10 protein-coding genes are annotated in these 13,199 nt (G+C 62.5%); 5 read left to right on the top strand and 5 right to left on the bottom strand.

Annotated features, from left to right (window positions below):
* Positions 1–182 precede the first annotated feature (182 nt).
* From thiL to IAE77_RS29605, 4 genes are read left to right on the top strand one after another with little or no spacing between them, the layout of a single operon-like run.
* On the top strand, positions 183–1,088 hold the full coding sequence (gene thiL, locus IAE77_RS29620; protein ID WP_294235075.1) for a thiamine-phosphate kinase: 906 nt from the start codon (positions 183–185) through the stop codon (positions 1,086–1,088).
* Complete coding sequence (gene tsaE, locus IAE77_RS29615; protein WP_294235073.1) at positions 1,085–1,504, top strand: tRNA (adenosine(37)-N6)-threonylcarbamoyltransferase complex ATPase subunit type 1 TsaE; 420 nt, start codon at positions 1,085–1,087, stop codon at positions 1,502–1,504. The genes thiL and tsaE overlap by 4 nt, the downstream gene beginning before the upstream one ends.
* A complete protein-coding gene (gene tsaB / locus IAE77_RS29610; protein WP_294235071.1) occupies positions 1,501–2,145 on the top strand; it encodes a tRNA (adenosine(37)-N6)-threonylcarbamoyltransferase complex dimerization subunit type 1 TsaB in 645 nt (214 codons plus the stop codon). The genes tsaE and tsaB overlap by 4 nt, the downstream gene beginning before the upstream one ends.
* Before the next feature lie 4 nt (positions 2,146–2,149).
* Complete coding sequence (locus IAE77_RS29605) at positions 2,150–2,998, top strand: SMP-30/gluconolactonase/LRE family protein (RefSeq protein ID WP_294235070.1); 849 nt, start codon at positions 2,150–2,152, stop codon at positions 2,996–2,998.
* 6 nt (positions 2,999–3,004) lie between these two features.
* Here IAE77_RS29605 and IAE77_RS29600 read toward each other — a convergent pair whose 3' ends face one another.
* Complete coding sequence (locus IAE77_RS29600; RefSeq protein WP_294235067.1) at positions 3,005–4,054, bottom strand: PA0069 family radical SAM protein; 1,050 nt, start codon at positions 4,052–4,054, stop codon at positions 3,005–3,007.
* A gap of 17 nt (positions 4,055–4,071) precedes the next feature.
* Positions 4,072–4,860 (bottom strand): ParA family protein, encoded by a 789-nt coding sequence (locus tag IAE77_RS29595; RefSeq protein ID WP_294235065.1) that lies wholly within the window; start codon positions 4,858–4,860, stop codon positions 4,072–4,074.
* 134 nt (positions 4,861–4,994) lie between these two features.
* Between IAE77_RS29595 and IAE77_RS29590 the strand changes: the two genes are divergently transcribed.
* Positions 4,995–8,015 (top strand): DEAD/DEAH box helicase, encoded by a 3,021-nt coding sequence (locus IAE77_RS29590; RefSeq protein WP_294235063.1) that lies wholly within the window; start codon positions 4,995–4,997, stop codon positions 8,013–8,015.
* 9 nt (positions 8,016–8,024) lie between these two features.
* Here IAE77_RS29590 and IAE77_RS29585 read toward each other — a convergent pair whose 3' ends face one another.
* From IAE77_RS29585 to IAE77_RS29575, 3 genes are all read right to left on the bottom strand, one after another.
* A complete protein-coding gene (locus tag IAE77_RS29585; protein ID WP_294235061.1) occupies positions 8,025–8,921 on the bottom strand; it encodes an alpha/beta hydrolase in 897 nt (298 codons plus the stop codon).
* Between the two features lie 15 nt (positions 8,922–8,936).
* Entirely contained in the window at positions 8,937–10,835 is a 1,899-nt protein-coding gene (locus IAE77_RS29580) for a KUP/HAK/KT family potassium transporter (RefSeq protein ID WP_294235059.1), read from the bottom strand.
* A gap of 126 nt (positions 10,836–10,961) precedes the next feature.
* Positions 10,962–13,061 (bottom strand): neutral/alkaline non-lysosomal ceramidase N-terminal domain-containing protein, encoded by a 2,100-nt coding sequence (locus IAE77_RS29575; RefSeq protein WP_294235058.1) that lies wholly within the window; start codon positions 13,059–13,061, stop codon positions 10,962–10,964.
* Positions 13,062–13,199 lie beyond the last annotated feature (138 nt).

The following is a 13,199-nucleotide window of genomic DNA, read 5'->3' as shown; positions in this document are numbered from 1 at the left end:
GAATGACGAATGACGAATGACGAATGACGAATGACGAATGACGAATGACGAATGACGAATGACGAATGAAGCCCGAATGGCCGGATTTCGAAACCAGGTGATCGAGGCCTGCCGTCTGCCTTCATCATTCGGATTTCAGGGTTGATTCGACATTCGTCATTCTGCATTCGTCATTTCCCCTCATGCCCACTCTCGCCGACATCGGAGAAGACAACCTCATCCACCGCCTCATGCGCGGTGTGAAGCTCGATCGCGATGTCATTGCCGGTGCGGGCGATGACTGCGCCGTCGTGCGCAGCACGAAAAATGAGCACACGCTGCTCAAAACCGACGCGCTGGTGCAGGACGTGCATTTCACGCTCGAAACACCGCCGAAACTCATCGGGCGGAAGGCCATTGCACGAGTCGTGAGTGACTTCGCGGCCATGGGTGGCACGCCGCGGCATGCCATGATCACCTTGGTCGCTCCGCCGAGCATGGAGGTCGAGTTTCTTACCGACGTCTATCGCGGCATGAAGGCTATCGCGAAGGACTACGGCATCAATCTCGTCGGTGGCGAGACTTCACGCGGTCTGGTGCTCATGCTGTCGATTTCGATGACCGGCACCGTGCCGTCCAAGCGCTGGATGTCACGCAGCGAGGGCAAGGCGGGCGATGTGCTGCTCGTCACCGGCCGTCTCGGCGGCTCCATCAAGGGCAAGCACCTCAAGTTCACACCGCGTCTCGAAGAAGGCCGCTGGCTCTCCGAAAACGCGCATCCGCATGCCATGATGGACATCAGCGACGGTCTTGCGAAAGACCTGCCGCGCCTCGCTTTGGCCAGCGGCACGCATTTCCAGGTCAATGTGGCCTCGCTGCCCTGCAATCCCGGCTGCACCTTCGATCAGGCCTGGGGCGACGGCGAAGATTACGAACTGCTCCTCGCGGTGAATCCGCGCACGCTGCGTTCCTTGATGCGCAAATGGAACGACGCCTTTCCTAAATTGCCGCTCACGGTGATCGGCAAGCTTGTGCTGCCGGGGGAAGGCCGTCCGCCGGACTTCGAAAGCACCGGCTGGGATCACTTCGCGCTCAGCGCTGACGCATGATCACGCTGGCCACCGCCGACGACGCCCACACCTGGGGCACACAACTCGCGCCGACTCTCGCCCCGGGCGATGTGATCGCGTTGTGCGGCAATCTTGGCGCGGGGAAGACGCAGATCACGCGCGGCATCGTCGAGGGCATGCAATCGAAGGCCGAGGTGACGAGTCCGACCTTCACGCTGGTGCATGAATACCTCGACGGACGGCTGCCGGTCTTCCATTTCGACTTCTACCGCATGGAAAGCGCTGCGGAGGTCATCGGCATCGGCTGGGACGAGTTCTTGAGCGAACCGGGCGTCATCATCGTCGAGTGGGCCGACATGTTTCCCGATTTGATGCCGCCGAACACACGCTGGTTTCACATCGAAGCCTTGCCGGATGGCTCGCGACGTGTCACGGAAGGGCCGCTCGCTAAATGAAGCAGACTCTCCTCGCTCTCGATCTCTCCACCGCCCAAGGCAGCATCGCCGTTATGCGGGGCGATGACGTGCTGTTTGAGTCGGTTTTCCAGTCCGAGCGCTCGCACAATGCACAGGTCTTCGCGCCGTTGCGTGAGGCGCTCACCGCTGCGGGCAATGAACTGGCGGGAATCGTCATCGGCACCGGCCCGGGCTCCTACACCGGCGTCCGGATCGCGATTGCCGCGGCGCAAGGCGTCGGGCTGTCCCGCAGGGTGTGGTGCATCGGCTGGTCGTCGCTCACCGCGCCAGACATTGATGCGCCATCCAGTTATTCCGTCATCGGCGATGCTCGGCGGCAGAGTTTCTACCTGGCGAAGGTCGAAAACGGCAGGCTGCGGCCCGAGGTCGAGACGGTTTCGCCCGAAGTGGCCCGCGAGCGCGTTTCAGGCGGTGAGTGGCTGACGTTTGATGCCAAAGTGCCGCTCGGGTTGGAGCAGGTGTGCCTCGCCAAACCCTGCGCAAAACGTCTGGCGCAGAACGTCTTCCGATTGAGCGCTGATGAGATCGCCGGGCTTGCCACGCAGCCCTTGATTCCGCATTATCTGGCCGAGGCCTTCATCACTCAGGCCAAGCGTCCGTTTTCAACCACTCCACGCTGACCCTATGACTCCCGAACCCATCTCCAATCACGTTTCCGTCTGGGGCGAAGGCCCGATCTGGCACAAGGACCGGCTGCTTTACGTCGATATCGAGACGCACAAGATCATCGCCTTCACTCCGGCCACGGGTGAGGAGAAAATCTGGGATGTGGGCCAGCGCGTCGGCACCGTGGTCCCACGAGCGCAAGGCGGACTCGTTTGGGCAGGGGACAACGGCTTCTTCTTCCTCGATGAAGCGACGGGTGAAAGCACCCCGATTTCCGATCCCGAGCCAGACATGCCGGACAATCGCTTCAACGACGGCAAATGCGATCCTGCCGGGCGTTTGTGGGCCGGAACGATCTGCTTGAAGAAACGGCCTGAGGCCGCGCTCTACTGCCTGCGCACCGACCTGCGGCTGGAAAAGAAATTCGCACCCGTGACGAACTCGAACGGCATCATCTGGAGCCGCGACACGCGCACGATGTATTACATCGACACGCCGAGCAAAAAGGTGCGTGCCTTCGACTTCGACAACGCCGCAGGCGTCATCAGCAACGAGCGAGTGGTGTGGGACACCAGCGCAGACTCCTCCGTGCCCGACGGCATGACGATCGACAGCGAGGACCGGCTGTGGGTTGCTTTTTGCCATGGAGCGAAGGTGGTCTGCTACAATCCGACCTCGCAGAAGATCGAGATGCAGATCGATTTCCCGTGCATCGAAACCACCGCCTGCGCCTTCGGCGGTCCCGATTTGCGCGATCTGTACATCACCACCGGCATCAAGCCCGGTCTCGAAGAACCGCTGGCCGGGCGGTTGTTCGTCTGCCGCCCAGGAGCGAAAGGCCTGCCCTCGTTCGCCTTTGGCGGCTGATCCGGCTCAAAACAACTCCAACTGCCCGCCCGGATCACGCGGGCGGCGGAAGGCTTCAGCGCTGACTTGCGGGCGGCGGTGGAGCATGCCGGCGCGTTGGATGGAGACGCGGAACAGGGCGGCGATTTGGTCGGACCAGACGCCCACGCCTTTCAGGCGCTTGCCGAACTCGCCATGGGAAAGCGTTTTGCCCTGGGTTTCTTCAATGCGGCTCAGAATCTTGTCGCGCATGCCTGGAAAATGCAGGTCGAGCCACTCCCGGAAGACGTCCTTCACCGCGAAGGGCAGCCGCACGACGGTGTAACCGGCGAATTGCGCCCCGGCAGCCCGAGCGGCGTCAATGAGCGCAGGGATCTCCGAGTCGTTGAGGCCTGGGATGATCGGCGCGGTGGAGACACCAACGGGCACGCCGGCGTCGTTGAGGACGCGGATGGCCTCCAGCCGCATCTTGGGGGAGGACGCCCGCGGTTCCAGCTTGCTGGCGAGGGCGGGATCGAGCGTGGTGATGGAGATGTAGGCGGCCGTGGCGTGATGGCGGGCGAGTTCGGCGAGCAAATCGACATCGCGGGTGATCAGATGGTTCTTCGTGATCAAAACGACCGGATGGCGTGCCTCGGCGAGCACTTCCAGGCAGCCACGGGTGATGCGCAGTTTTTTCTCGATGGGTTGATACGGATCGGTGACGCCGCTGAGGGAGAGGCAGACGGGTTTGTAGCTCGGTTTGAGCAAGGCGGCCCGCAGCAGGGCAGGGGCGTCGTCTTTGACCATGATGCGGGACTCAAAGTCCACGCCGGCCGAAAAGCCGAGGTATTCGTGCGTCGGCCGGGCGTAGCAGTAGGCGCAGCCGTGCTCGCAGCCTCGGTAGGGGTTGAGGCTGGCCTCGAAGGGCAGGTCAGGGCTGCTGTGCTTGGAGATGATCGACGAGGAATGATCGCGGAAGAGCTTGGTCGCGACCTTTTGGGGCGACTCGCCCGGATCGTAGTCCACATGCAGCTCAGCAAAGCGCTGATCAGGATTGAACCCGGCGCCGCGTCCGCGAATGCCAGAGCCGTCCATGGCAGTGTCCTTTCGCCTCAGGCCGCCACGGCGGCTGGCTGCCGACGACGGGCGATGAACTCGTCCGCCAGCGCCACGTAAGCCATCGCTCCACGGCCGGAGGGCTCGTATTCGATGATGCTTTTGCCAAAGCTGGGGGCCTCACCCAGGCGGACGGTGCGGGGGATGATGGTCTGATAGACCGTCTCGGCAAAGTAATTGCGGACGTCGTTCACGACCTGGTTCGCCAGATTGGCCCGGCTGTCGTACATCGTCATGACGATGCCTTCGAGCAGGAGATTGGGGTTGGCCCCGCAATCCCGGATCTGCTGGGTGATGCTGACGATCTTCGAAAGACCCTCCAGGCCGAAATACTCGCACTGGATCGGCACCAGCAGCTCATCGGCGGCCGCCAGGGCACCGGTCATCAGCACCCCCAGGGAGGGCGGGGTGTCCAGGACGGCGTAATCGAAATGTCCGGAGGCCCGCAGCGGGGCCAGCACCTCGCGGAGACGGGCCATGTGGTTGCCGGACTGGGCCAGCTCGATTTCGCACCCGGCCAGTTCCTGGTGGGAGCGAATGATGGACAGGTTCGGCAAACGCGTGCTGCGGATGGCGTTTCGCGGGTCGTGGCCCTCGACGAGCGCTCCGTAAATGCTGCCGCCCTCTTCCTGCGCCAGCCCGAGGCCGCTGGTGGCGTTGGCCTGCGGATCGAGATCGACCAGCAACACCCGGACCCCGCGCTGGGCGAGACAGGCGGCGAGGTTCACGGCGGTGGTGGTCTTTCCGACCCCGCCTTTTTGATTGGAGATGGCAACGATCCGCATAGGCAGTTGGCGCTGGACTTTGGCGAGAAACGATGGGAGACGCCAGAAAGAAAATGGAGATCACAGAGAAATGGCTCAGTGAAATCGGCGGCTGGCAGGTCATGAAGGCCGCCCGTGGACTGGCGGACGCAGGCATGGCATCGGTCACCAGTGCGGAAGACGGCTTGCTTCGTGGGGTGGCCGGTGGCGGGAAGATGAAGTTCACCACCGGCCTGAAGATCCGCAGCCGCAGTGATGTGGAGAACCTCTGCACATGTCCTCACGCACGACGCAGCGGCCAGATTTGCGAACATGCGCTGGCGGTGGCGCTGATGCAGGTGCGGGCAAAAGCCGCCCCGCCACGTGGGGCCTCCTCAACGAGCGCCCCGGCCACGACTTCAGCCGGTTCTGCCCGCCCAACCGACCCGCCGAAAACTGGTTCAGCATCGCTGCCGCCGCCCCTGGCGACCATCCCCGGCCGTTTTTCGATCTATCTGCCCGAGACGGTGCTCCAGGGCCAGGCGAGGGAGCCATTCGGGGTGTTTGTGAAGTTCGAGGCGGGTGGCGAGTCTGAAACGTCGGCATTTGCGGGCTGGCTGGCCGCTCAGGGAATCAAGCAGCCGCAGAGTCTGCCTATTTCGCTGCGTGGCGAAGCCCTGAGCGCTTTTCTGGTCACTTTGGCCGATCATTCCCGAGTCTTCGCTGGGAAACCCAATGGCAAAGAAACCCGCCTGCAGGTGGCTGCGGAACCCGTCCGGCTGCCGCTGGTGGTCGAAACAGCCCCAGGCCACATGGTGCGGCTGAAACTGGGGGGGGATTCGCACCTTCCCATTTTGGGGGCCTGGTGGCTGTGTCGGGACACCCAGGTGCTTTTCCGGCAGCCGTCCAACCATCCCGAGCTGGCGGTGCTAGCACAAGAACTGCGGCAAAAGAGCGTTATTAAGCCGTTACATTGGCTGGCGCAGCAGGGCGAAGTTTTGGGGGAGTGTTTCCAACTTGATCTCAAGGGGGCCGATCTGGAGCACTTCCATGTTTCACCTGTTCCCTGTGAGTTCGAGGTGCACCTGGATGGTTCCTTGCAGAGCCTGGAGGTGCGCATATGGGCGCGTTACACTTCTCACAAGTGGCCAGTTTCACTGGAACCGCTAAAGGCTTCTCCCTTTCCCCTTCAGGATGAAAAGTCAGAGTTTGCTTTTTACGTCCAGAACAGAAACGAAGAATCCGCTCTTTTGCGCTATTTGGAGCTGATGGGCTTTCAATTTGTAACGCTAGATGTGTTGCAGATGAAACGTGAAGATAACATCCTCAAGTTCTATGCCTCTGATCTCGATCGGCTGCGGAAGAAGGTGAAAGTAGTGGAAGGTGAACGCTGGCGTAACGCTACTCGAGGGGTGCAGCGGATTGCTCCCCAGACGCGTTTTGTCACGGAAGGCGGGCGTGGCAGTGGCGACTGGCTGAACATGGAGTTTGCCTATGAGTCGGCCGATGGCTTCCGCTTGCCTCGTTCGGAAGTGTTGCGCCTGGTTCGCTCGGGTCAGCGAACGGTTCAGTCACGCGGTAAGCGTTACATTTTGGATGTTGAGGCGGTGGACGAGTTGGAGGAGTCTTTGAGTGACGTGCCGTTACAATTGACGCCAGAAGGCGCTCGCGTTCATGGCGCACATTCGGCTTACTTCGGCCTCAGCGAGAGTGAAGACCGGCAGAAGTCGGTGTCAGGCGATGAAATTCGGGGCCAGATCGGCGAACTGGCCGATTTGCTCCGCCCTTACCAGATGGAAGGCGTTTGCTGGATGACTACCCAGATTCTGCGGGGCCGTGGTGGCGTTCTGGCGGACGAAATGGGCCTTGGAAAGACCGTTCAGAGCATCGCTTTGGCCCGGTATCTCAAGCAGCAGAAGCCGGACGCCGGGCCGGTGCTGGTGGTGTGTCCGAAATCGCTGTTAGGGAACTGGCAGGCTGAGTTCGAGCGCTTCGCCCCGCACCTGAAAGTGCTGTTGGTGCAGGGGAGTGGCCGCGAAAAGGCTCTCAGCCAGATTTCCGCTCACGACGTGATATTGAGCTCTTATCAATTGGTTGTCAGGGATGTTGAGCATTACCAAGGTCTTCGATTCGGCCTCATTTTGCTCGATGAGGCGAGTTTCATACGCAATCCAGACACCGACGCCGCCAAGACTCTGCGCAGCCTGAAGGCCGACGGCCGCGTGGCCCTGACTGGAACGCCGCTGGAGAACGGTGTGCGCGACTTGTGGTCCATTTTCCAGTTCGCGCTGCCGGGCTATCTCGGAAACCAGAAATCCTTCCAAGAGCGCTTCGAGAGCCCGATCCAGGGTGGCTTGGACCTTCCGGCTGGCCGGGCGGCGGCTGTGAGGCTCCAGAAACTGACCCAGCCTTACTTCCTCCGCCGGACCAAACGGCAGGTGCTCAAGGATCTGCCGGAGAAGATCGAGCAGGTGCTCTGGTGCACACCCAGCGCGGCCCAGGCGGAGTTCTACCGCAAGGTGCTGGAGGAAGGCCGGGAGGAGATCAAGGCCGCCCGTCGCCGTTCCGGCCAGAATGGGGCCAAAATGACCATGTTCACGGTCCTGCTGCGTCTGCGGCAGGTCTGCTGCGATTTGCGGCTCACGGGCATCCGACCGGAGACCTTGACCGGGTTGGATGCGGACGATTTGTCCGGCAAGTGGGCGGCTTTGATGGATCAAACCGAGGCCGCACTCGCTTCCGGCGGCAAAACCCTCGTCTTCAGCCAGTTCGTTCAGTTCCTGCGCCTCATGCGGGAGCGGTTTGAGGGGCTGAAGCACCCACTGGCCTACCTCGACGGCAGCAGCCAGGACCGTTCCGCGCAGGTGGATCGTTTCCAGAAGGACCCGAACTGCCGGATCTTCCTCATCAGCCTCAAAGCCGGTGGCTACGGTCTGAACCTGACCGCTGCCGACAGCGTGATCCTGGCCGACCCGTGGTGGAATCCGGCGGTGGAAGCCCAAGCCATCGACCGTGCCCACCGAATCGGCCAGCAGAAGGTGGTGAATGCCTACCGGCTGGTCATGCGCGGGACGGTGGAGGAGCGCATCCTCAAACTTCAGGCGCAGAAACGCGGCTTGGTGGAGGCCACCCTGAACGACCAGGCCCCGCTGATGGAAGGACTCAGCGAGAACGAGCTCGAGTCGCTCATCGAGTAGCCCTGCGGCTCATTGCTTGAGTTTCTCGACGATGAACCCGAACAGGTCCGGCCAGCGCATGTGGCCGTAGTCGTTGTTGTAATTGATCTCGTGCTCGATGCCGACGGCTTTGAGTTTCTCGGCGATGCCTGCGCCGAAGTTCCCGCAGTGCGGCGGGTCCTTGTAGGGCTGGCCGAGATTCGGCGGGTTGTCGTAGAACAGCAGCACGGGCGGATCGTCCTTGCTGGCCAGGGCGTAGGGCGAAAAGCGTTCGATCCATGGCAGCAACGCGTCCCGTTTGGCCGCGAAGTCGGCCATGCCGGGCAGGCCGAAGGCATGGTTGCCATAAGTGTTGTTGGGAATCCACGCCTGCATCTGCCTCGGGTCCAGCGTGGTCTGCGGGACAAAGGCCATGACGCAGCGCAATCGGGTCGATTCGCGTGAAACGGGGTCGGCGCTGGCGGGATCGGCCATGTCAGGGGAAAAGGCGAGCCACAGAGCGGTGAAGCCGCCCGCCGAACCGCCGCAGCCGCCGATGCGGTCTTTGTCGATGCGCCATTCGGCCGCCTTGCTGCGGACGAACTGCAAGGCACGCGCCGAGTCATCCAGGCAGGCCTTCACGGGCGGGTCGATCTTTTCGGCCTGCGCGTCGGGGATGAAGCGGTAGTTGATTGAGGCCACGGAGATGCCGTTTTCGAGGCATTTGGCGAGAAAGTCGGGGTTCGCCTTGTCTCCCGTCATCCAGCCGCCGCCGTGGATGAAGAACAGCAGCGGTGTTTTCGGCTGATCGGACTGCGCTTGGTAAAAGTCGAGCTTCTGCCGCTCATGCGGGCCGTAGGCGATGTTCGCGTGCGTCGGTGACTGGGCCATGGCCGCACCCGCTGCCAGCAGGGGGATGGCGAGAAGGGCACGGCGGATGGAAAGCATCGGAGCGGCGGGCCTTTAAACCTCCAACTGGATGCCGAGCTCGATGACCTGCCGTGGTGGCAGGTCGAAGTAGCCCGTCGCGGGCCGCGAGATGCGGGACAGAATGACGAAGAGCTTCTTGCGCCACGGGGCCATTTTGCCCGGACCATTGGTCAGGAGCACCTCGCGGCTTTGGTAGAAGGTGATGGTGGCCTTCTTGACCTTCCCGCGCGTTTCCAGCGCCTCGCAAAGGTCTTCGAAAACAGCAGGCGATTCGGAGAATCCGTAGTGCAGCACCACGCGGAAGAAATCGTCGTGGAATTCCTCGACCTCGAAGCGCTCGTCCTCGGGAACGTGCGGCTTTTCCTCGAACCGGATCGTGAGCAGGACGACCTGCTTGTGCAGCGCCTTGTTGTGCTTCAGGTGATGCAGCAGCGCCAGCGGCAGGCCTTCGGCGGAGGCGGACATGAACACCGCCGTGCCGGGAACTCGGATGATGCGGTCTTTCTTGATCTCATCGACCAGGAAACTCACGGGCAGGCGGCCCCGCAGCATCGCTTGATAGAGGATCTGGCGGCCGTCCATCCAGGTCTTCATGATGATCCACATGCCGAGGCCGATCGCGAGCGGGAACCAGGCACCATCGACGAACTTCAGCAGGCTGCCGGAGACGTAGCCCAGCTCGAACACGAGGAAGATCACCGTCGGCAGCGCGGCCTTCCACAGCGCCCACTTCCACAGGTTCCGGGCCACCAGGAAGAACAGGATGCTCGTGAAGGTCATGTCCAGGGCTACGGACAGACCATAGGCCGCCGCGAGGTTCGAGGACGACTTGAAATTGAAGACCAGCGCCAGGCAGGCGATCATGAGCAGGTAATTCACCTGCGGCATGTAGATCTGGCCGCGCACGTCGGGATTCGTGTGGATGATCTTCAGTCGTGGCAGGTAGCCGAGCTGCACCGCCTGCTGCGTGAGCGAATAGACGCCCGTGATCATCGCCTGCGACGCGATGATGGTCGCCGCTGTCGCCAGCAGGATGACGGGGATCAGCGCCGGCTTCGGCACGAGGCTGAAAAAGTGATGGTAGTCCGGCTGCAGGGAGGCCTCGACATTCGAAAGCACCAGCGCTCCCTGGCCGAGGTAGTTGAGCATCAGCGCCGGCAGCACCAGCACATACCAGCTCTTCACCAGCGGCGGTCGGCCAAAGTGGCCGATGTCCGCATACATCGCCTCGCAGCCGGTCACCGCCAGCAACACCAGGCCCATCAGCACAAAGCTCTCGTGGCCGTGATGCAGCAGGAAGTTCACGCCGTGGTGCGGCAGCAGGGCGGAAAACACGCCCGGATAGGCTCCGATGTTGATGATCCCCAGGATCGCGAGCGTCGCGAACCACAGCACCATGATGGGACCAAAGGCCACGCCGATGCGCGCGGTGCCGTTCTTCTGCACCAGGAACAGCGCCAGGATGATCCCGGCGGAGATCGGCACCACGTAATGCGCCAGATCAGTGCCGAGCTGCGCATCCAGCAGCGCCAGGCCCTCGACGGCGGAGAGCACGGAGATCGCCGGGGTGATCATGCCATCACCATACAGCAGGCAGGCGCCAAAGATGCCGCCCAGCACCACGCCGGCGGTCGTCTGCGGCTTGAATCGCTTCGCGGAGCGGAACAGCGTCAGCAGCGCAAACATCCCGCCCTCCCCCTGGTTCGTCGCACGGGTGATGAAGCCCAGATACTTGAAGCACACCATCACCAGCAGGGACCAGAACATCAGCGACAGCGGCCCCAGCACGTCCAGCGGCACTCCGGGATGCGGACGGGCGTGGTTGAGGCTCTCGCGAAGCGCGTAAAGCGGACTTGTTCCGATGTCCCCGAAGACCACCCCCAACGCCACGAGCGCCAGGGTCCAACTGTTTGAGTTTTTATGTTCCGACATGAAGTGTCTGCGGGGATTCCCGGCAGCCCTGTTTGAATCAGGGACTCACGCCGATAACGAGGCGGGCAGGGGATGCAAGAGACAGTTCGGGCGGTTGCCCTGTGTGGATGAACACTGCCGGCCGGATCAATTCCCACCCAGTTTAGCCACATCGGCCGCTCCCAGAGCCCGGTCAAACACCGCGATCTCATCCACCCGGCCCTCCCAGCTCGAGTCCTGGTCGCTGCGTCCGCCGAAGAAGCATTCCCCCAGCGGCGTGAAGGCATCGATCCGGGCGCTCGTCTCGATTTCGAGCCCTCCATTGAGATACACGCGCACTTTCTCGCCATCACGCACCAGCGCGATGTGCTGCCACTGCCAGCGCGGGATCTCCGTCTTGCCGGCCGCGACCTCCGCCAGGTCCGATCCGCTGAAGAAGATCAGCTTCCCCGTGTGCCCGGCTTTGCCACCCACGCCCAGGTGATCGCCGAACACGCCGAGGCTGTGATCATGGCCGCGTGAGAAAAGCCAGCCGCTGATGTCGCGACCGTCGTTCGGCATGCCGTTCCAGCACCACATCGAAACGGTGTAATGATCGCCCAGGCTCTCCAGCCGGGTGCGAATCCTCGCGCCCACCAGATGCGGCGCACGATTGACCGCACCCTGCGCACAGAAATGGCCCGACTTCGGACCTTCGAGGTAATAGGCCACATCGCGTTCATAGGTCGCGTGGTGGCCGTGGGCGGTCGCATCCGCCGCCACCGGGCCGGTGAACTCATTCAGCCGCCAGTAGGCCAGCGGTTTCAGGGCCAGCACCGCCTTCGCCGCCTCGCCATCGCTCAGTTTCCACGCGTGGCGGGGCTTGCCGGAGACTTGTTCCAGCAGATCGATCGCCGCCGCCGTGATCTTCGGCTCCGCATTCACCTCCAGCCCGGCGGAACGCGCCGCCCAGGTGTTGTAGCCGCCCCACGCATGCATCTCCGGCGGCGGGATGTAACCATCGCCGCCGTTCGCCAGTTCGATGACCATCGTGTGGGGCAGGGGACTGGCCGCTTTGATCTTCAAACCAGTGATCGCATAGGTCTCGTTCGGCGTCGTGGCGATCCCGATCTCGCCGATACGCAGCGCCTGCACCACGATCTCCGTCTGCTGCTTCTCATGCAGCAGGATCTGCTCCCGCGCATACACCTCCGTCTGCGTCTTCGGCGAACGGTCACCCACCTCGGCCATCACGCGCTGCGCCCATTCCAGCCGCTGCTTGTCCGGCGTGCGATATTTCAAAGTCATGCGCTTCTCCGCCATCGCGATGGGCACGTCATCGCCATGCTTGATGCCAGCGTAGGCCTTCATCGCGATGTCCAGCAGCCCCTGCGTGTATTCGTCGATGGTGGGCTTCGGCCGGTCCTTCTCCGGCACCGTGTAATCCGTCCGGTAAATGTCGCCGCTGCACCCATGCGACATGATGCCCACCATCTGGCCCTGCGGATCGATGCGTTGCTTCAAGCCTTCCGAAAACAGGCCGAAGTAATCCGCGCTGATGTCCTTGTCGCCAAAGTAGTGCATCGAAAAATTCGCCAGCACCGCCAGCGGCCGGCCTTCCTTCGTTTGGATCGAGATCAGCGACAGATCCGGGTCCTCCGGCCCCGATTCGCCCACCGCGTCATCCCAGTTGCGGCCCGCATGCATGTTGGCGCGCACCGTCAGGTTGCCAAAGGGATCCTCCACCACCTTGTCCGGCCGGCGAATCCATTGCCGCAGCGCCGTGAACTCCGCCGCGTTCGCCTTCGCAAAACCAATCCGTGCCGGTTTCATCGCCGCCTGCGCCGCCACGATCGCCTCCACCAGTTTCTCCTTCAAAAACGGCACGTAATCCGGATCCGCATCCGTCCCGAGGCACCCCATCGACGCCGGAGCCGAATGCGCATGCGTGGCGGAGATCAGCAGGTGATCCGTGGCGATGCCCGTCTTCTCCGCGGCCGTCTTCTTCACCTCATCGAGCAATTCCCGGCCCATCATGCAACTGTCCGCCACCACGATGGCGATCCGCTCCTGGCCATCCGTCGCCACGATTGCGCGCGCATTCACCCGCGTGTTGATCTTGTCGATGTAGCGGCTCAGCATCCCGCCATTCACCAGCACCGGCAGTTTCGGCGGCGTGATGTCGATCACCGCCGCCCCCGCCTTGAATTCGGCACGCAGCGATGGAGCGATGAAAAGAACAGCGAGGGGCAGGAGTCGGCGGATCATGGCCGGAACATACGGACGACAGCCGCTCCTTCTTAGCTCTGCGAGCCCCGAACGACACGTCGTTCTTCGTCCCTCGTTCTTCATGAAAGCTGAAACTTGAAACGGCTCCACCGGCCTCCTCCACCACGAACCGAGAAC

The sequence above is a fragment of the Prosthecobacter sp. genome, from assembly GCF_014879935.1.
Classification (GTDB): Bacteria; Verrucomicrobiota; Verrucomicrobiia; order Verrucomicrobiales; family Verrucomicrobiaceae; genus Prosthecobacter.
Note: the sequence above shows the minus strand (reverse complement) of the source record. Positions and strands in the feature narration are given on the sequence as shown.

What these genes read in the sequence shown, in the direction of transcription:
- thiL (WP_294235075.1), top strand. Translation starts at nt 183, where the DNA reads ATGCCCACTCTCGCCGACATCGGAGAAGACAACCTCATCCACCGCCTC.
- tsaE (WP_294235073.1), top strand. Translation starts at nt 1,085, where the DNA reads ATGATCACGCTGGCCACCGCCGACGACGCCCACACCTGGGGCACACAA.
- tsaB (WP_294235071.1), top strand. Translation starts at nt 1,501, where the DNA reads ATGAAGCAGACTCTCCTCGCTCTCGATCTCTCCACCGCCCAAGGCAGC.
- IAE77_RS29605 (WP_294235070.1), top strand. Translation starts at nt 2,150, where the DNA reads ATGACTCCCGAACCCATCTCCAATCACGTTTCCGTCTGGGGCGAAGGC.
- IAE77_RS29600 (WP_294235067.1), bottom strand. Translation starts at nt 4,054, where the DNA reads ATGGACGGCTCTGGCATTCGCGGACGCGGCGCCGGGTTCAATCCTGAT.
- IAE77_RS29595 (WP_294235065.1), bottom strand. Translation starts at nt 4,860, where the DNA reads ATGCGGATCGTTGCCATCTCCAATCAAAAAGGCGGGGTCGGAAAGACC.
- IAE77_RS29590 (WP_294235063.1), top strand. Translation starts at nt 4,995, where the DNA reads ATGGCATCGGTCACCAGTGCGGAAGACGGCTTGCTTCGTGGGGTGGCC.
- IAE77_RS29585 (WP_294235061.1), bottom strand. Translation starts at nt 8,921, where the DNA reads ATGCTTTCCATCCGCCGTGCCCTTCTCGCCATCCCCCTGCTGGCAGCG.
- IAE77_RS29580 (WP_294235059.1), bottom strand. Translation starts at nt 10,835, where the DNA reads ATGTCGGAACATAAAAACTCAAACAGTTGGACCCTGGCGCTCGTGGCG.
- IAE77_RS29575 (WP_294235058.1), bottom strand. Translation starts at nt 13,061, where the DNA reads ATGATCCGCCGACTCCTGCCCCTCGCTGTTCTTTTCATCGCTCCATCG.